Genomic DNA, 3,305 nt, shown 5'->3' on the forward strand with positions numbered 1-3,305 from the left:
CCATCGTGCCCTCGAACGGAGGGCTGCCGGTGAGGCACTCGAACAGCAGGCATCCGACGGAGTAGATGTCGCTGCGCTCGTCGACTCGACCCTCGTACTGCTCGGGTGGCATGTAGTGGGGTGTGCCGGCGATGGTGGCGGTGGCGTCTGAGGCCGCGCGCGCGATGCCGAAGTCGACGATCTTGACGCCACCGTCCTTCGTGACCAGCACGTTGGCGGGCTTGATGTCCAGGTGCAGGATGCCCGCCTGGTGACAGGCCGCCAGACCGTCGAGCACGCTTCTCACGACGATCACCGAGCGCAGGCTGGGCCCGTGCGACACCAGCAGGTCGCGCAGGGACGAGCCCTCGACCAGCTCCATCACCAGGTGGGGGGTGATCTCGCCGTCACCGTCGGGCATCTGCACGAGGTCGTGCACCGTGACCACATGAGGATGCGACACCCGCGCGAGCGTGCCGACCTCGCGCGTGATGCGTCGCATCGCCCGCTCGTCGTCGGCGAGGAAGTGCGAGAACCGCTTGATGGCCACGTCGCGGTGCAGCTGACGGTCCTTGGCCCGGAACACCACGCCATGGTTGCCCGCGCCGATGCGTCCCAGCAGCTCGAACCGCTGCTCGACGGGGACGCTGACCGCGGGCACGGGTGAGGTCGCGAGGGGGTCTGCCACCACAGCGAACCTCCTCCCCTGGGTCGAAACAGCCTTGTTCACGACGGTACGTCGCGCCCGATCATTGTCCCTAGCGACTGGGAACGCCAGCGAGGTGCCCGTCCTTCTGGTGTCCGTTCTTGAGATGAATATTCTTGACGTGAACCGTGCCGAAGGTGTCCATGACCGCCAGCAGTCGGATTCCGGCAAGCGCGATCGCCGATCCGCTGCGAAGCGGCGTCCAGACGTCCTCGCCCACCCGTACGCCGTCGACGGTCGTGCCGTTGGTGCTGCCGAGGTCCTTGATCTGCCACTGGGCACCATGCAGGCGCACCGCGGCGTGCCGGTGCGATACCTCGGGCTCCACGAACGTCACAGGGCTCTCGGGTAGCCGTCCAAGCACCACCGTCGCCGTTCGCGGCATGGTGACGACATCGTTGCCCCGTTGCAGGCTCAGCTCACTGGCGACGTTCATGGTCGGCGAGCCAGCATCGAGGTCGGGCACCAACGCCGGGAAGTTCATCGTCGCCGCGGGGCCGGTCGGTCGGGGCACGGCTGGCTCCACCCGGTCCTGCTCCTCGTCCAGGTCCACCACCACGTCCCAGCCGGTCCGGCGAGGCTGTGCGGCGCGTGATGCGTCCTCGTCCTGGGGGCGACGGCCGGCGATGCCGTACGAGGCGGGACGAGCCGACCCGCGCGCCGGCGGCACCCATCCCGATCGCAGACCGGGGTCGACCTCCACGATCACAGTCACGTCGCGCGGCGCCGACCATCCCTCACGCCGCGCATGGGCGAGGTAGAGCTTCGCGGCATCGTCGCCGAGGCGCTCGACGTCGCCGTCAGGATCGAGCCGCTCGAGATCTTCGGGCGCGACTCGCACCGTCAGCTCGGCGAACGCCAGACGGTCTCCGCTCGGCATGATCACGTGCTGGCTGGTCAGCGCCCTCACGAACCGTCGCCGCAGCACCCCGGACGAGCCTGTGGGGTAGGACACGAGCTTGGCCGCGACCTCCGTGGCGGCCGCGCGCTTCGAGCCGGTGCCGAAGATGCTCTGCGCCACCCGCAGCGCCACGACCACTGCGGCGACAAGCGCGACAAGGATCAGGAGATTCATGGCCAACACCGACAGGGTTCCGTTCATGGCATCATCTTCAGGGCCAGCCGCAGCATGAGTCGAGCTGCGGCGGAATGCATTCCACGAAGGAGCCACGTTGCTGCGTATCGCCTGGTCGGACGGCGACCGGCGATCAGGCGCGAGCACCATCGCGGCAAGCAAACGGTTCGTGCTCGCCCGCCGCATGTCGCTGCCCGAGCAGGTGCCCGTTGCGGCCGAAGAGATCGATGGCTCGTCGTACGTGTTCGTGCGACTTCCCTACGTCAGCGACCCCGCGCTGGTCATCACAGCGACCGCCGGACAGCCGGTGGCGCACCGCGGCCAGCGCGCCAACGGTGCGATCGTCGAGCTGACAACTCCGAGCGGCGAGACGACGACGCCGTCGCCAGGGCAGAGCTTCTCGCTGACCGTCAGCGGCAGCCGGCTCGAGCTGCGAGTCCCCGAATTCACGTTCAGCGTGGTGGCCGAGTTCGACCCGCGCGCTGCCCGCCCGGCTGGGTCAGGCACCGAGCAGCTCGGCCTGGCCGCCTTGGCGCACGACGACTCGTGGCTCGTCGCGGCAATCGCCGTGGCGCTCTCCCCCGACAACGGGGTCGTCGCGCACAGCGACCTGAAGCGCGCTTTCGCCGCGTGGCGCGGCATCGGAGTGCATAGCGACGGAGTGTTCGATCGCAACATCCTTCGGCCGGCGCTCGAATCACGCAGCGTCGAGCTGCCAGGGCCCCGGCTCAACAAGATCGTCTACCTCGTCGAGCGTTGTCGGCGGGCCGCGGAGTTCCCTCCGCATGTCCTGCAGGACGTGAGCGAGCGGCTTCGAGTGCTCGGCTTCGGCGTTTGACCTCGGCAACACCCCCCACATAGGTCGGACTCACGTCGAGCTCCCTCCAAACTCACCGACGTGGGGACCCGGTCAGGGGCGAATCAGCCTGCAACCGGGTTGAGCCATCGAACCTCGGTGAAGCGCGCGAAGTCGGTATCGGCTGATGCCAGTGGGACGTTGTGCTCGATCGCGTAGGCGGCCAGATGCGCGTCGGGAATCAGGTTGCCGCTGATCTCGTACCTGGCCACCAGACCGGCGAAGATCGCCACATGCCGCTGCGTGGTGGCCGGTATCCAGGCGACGGGCGAATCAAGCCATGACTGCACCATGGTCCAGGCCTGAGCGCCCGAGATCGGCGACGGTGACATCCGCATGCTGGTCGTCAACCTCATGAAGGCCAAGAGGGAGGGCCATGGGAGACCGACGCGTGCCTCGCCGTTGAGCTGAGTCTCGAGCCAGGCCTTGGAACGGATGTGTGAGCTTGCCGACGTGTTGGCCGCGTAGATCAAGATGTTCGCGTCAACGATCATCGCTGGACTCCACGAGCTCGAGCGCCTCGGCCACGTTGGACACATCCATCATCGGTCCTAGATCCACCGTCGACTGGACGAATGTCCGGCGGTTCGCACCTGCCGCAACAACTGCAGCGCCGGGTCGCGCCCGCCCGGTGTCCCCCTCGCCGCGGCCCCGGCCCCCCCCCCCCCCCCCCTGCTCCCCCCCCCCTC

Annotated in this window: 4 protein-coding genes; 1 reads left to right on the top strand and 3 read right to left on the bottom strand. The window is 68.3% G+C overall.

Going from position 1 to position 3,305, the window contains the following annotated elements; translation table 11 throughout:
- The coding region (locus H7290_RS16355) for a serine/threonine-protein kinase (RefSeq protein WP_290515085.1) at positions 1–667 on the bottom strand (667 nt) is incomplete at its 3' end.
- 70 nt (positions 668–737) lie between these two features.
- Entirely contained in the window at positions 738–1,787 is a 1,050-nt protein-coding gene (locus tag H7290_RS16360) for an FhaA domain-containing protein (RefSeq protein ID WP_290515086.1), read from the bottom strand.
- Between the two features lie 70 nt (positions 1,788–1,857).
- Between H7290_RS16360 and H7290_RS16365 the strand changes: the two genes are divergently transcribed.
- Positions 1,858–2,598, top strand: a complete 741-nt coding sequence (locus H7290_RS16365) for a hypothetical protein (protein ID WP_290515087.1) — start codon at positions 1,858–1,860, stop codon at positions 2,596–2,598.
- Positions 2,599–2,681: 83 nt separating this feature from the next.
- Here the strand turns inward: H7290_RS16365 and H7290_RS16370 are convergent, their stop codons facing one another.
- A complete protein-coding gene (locus H7290_RS16370) occupies positions 2,682–3,110 on the bottom strand; it encodes a TA system VapC family ribonuclease toxin (protein ID WP_290515088.1) in 429 nt (142 codons plus the stop codon).
- Between the last annotated feature and the right edge of the window lie 195 nt (positions 3,111–3,305).

The organism is Aeromicrobium sp. (assembly GCF_014378035.1).
Taxonomy (GTDB): Bacteria; Actinomycetota; Actinomycetes; order Propionibacteriales; family Nocardioidaceae; genus Aeromicrobium.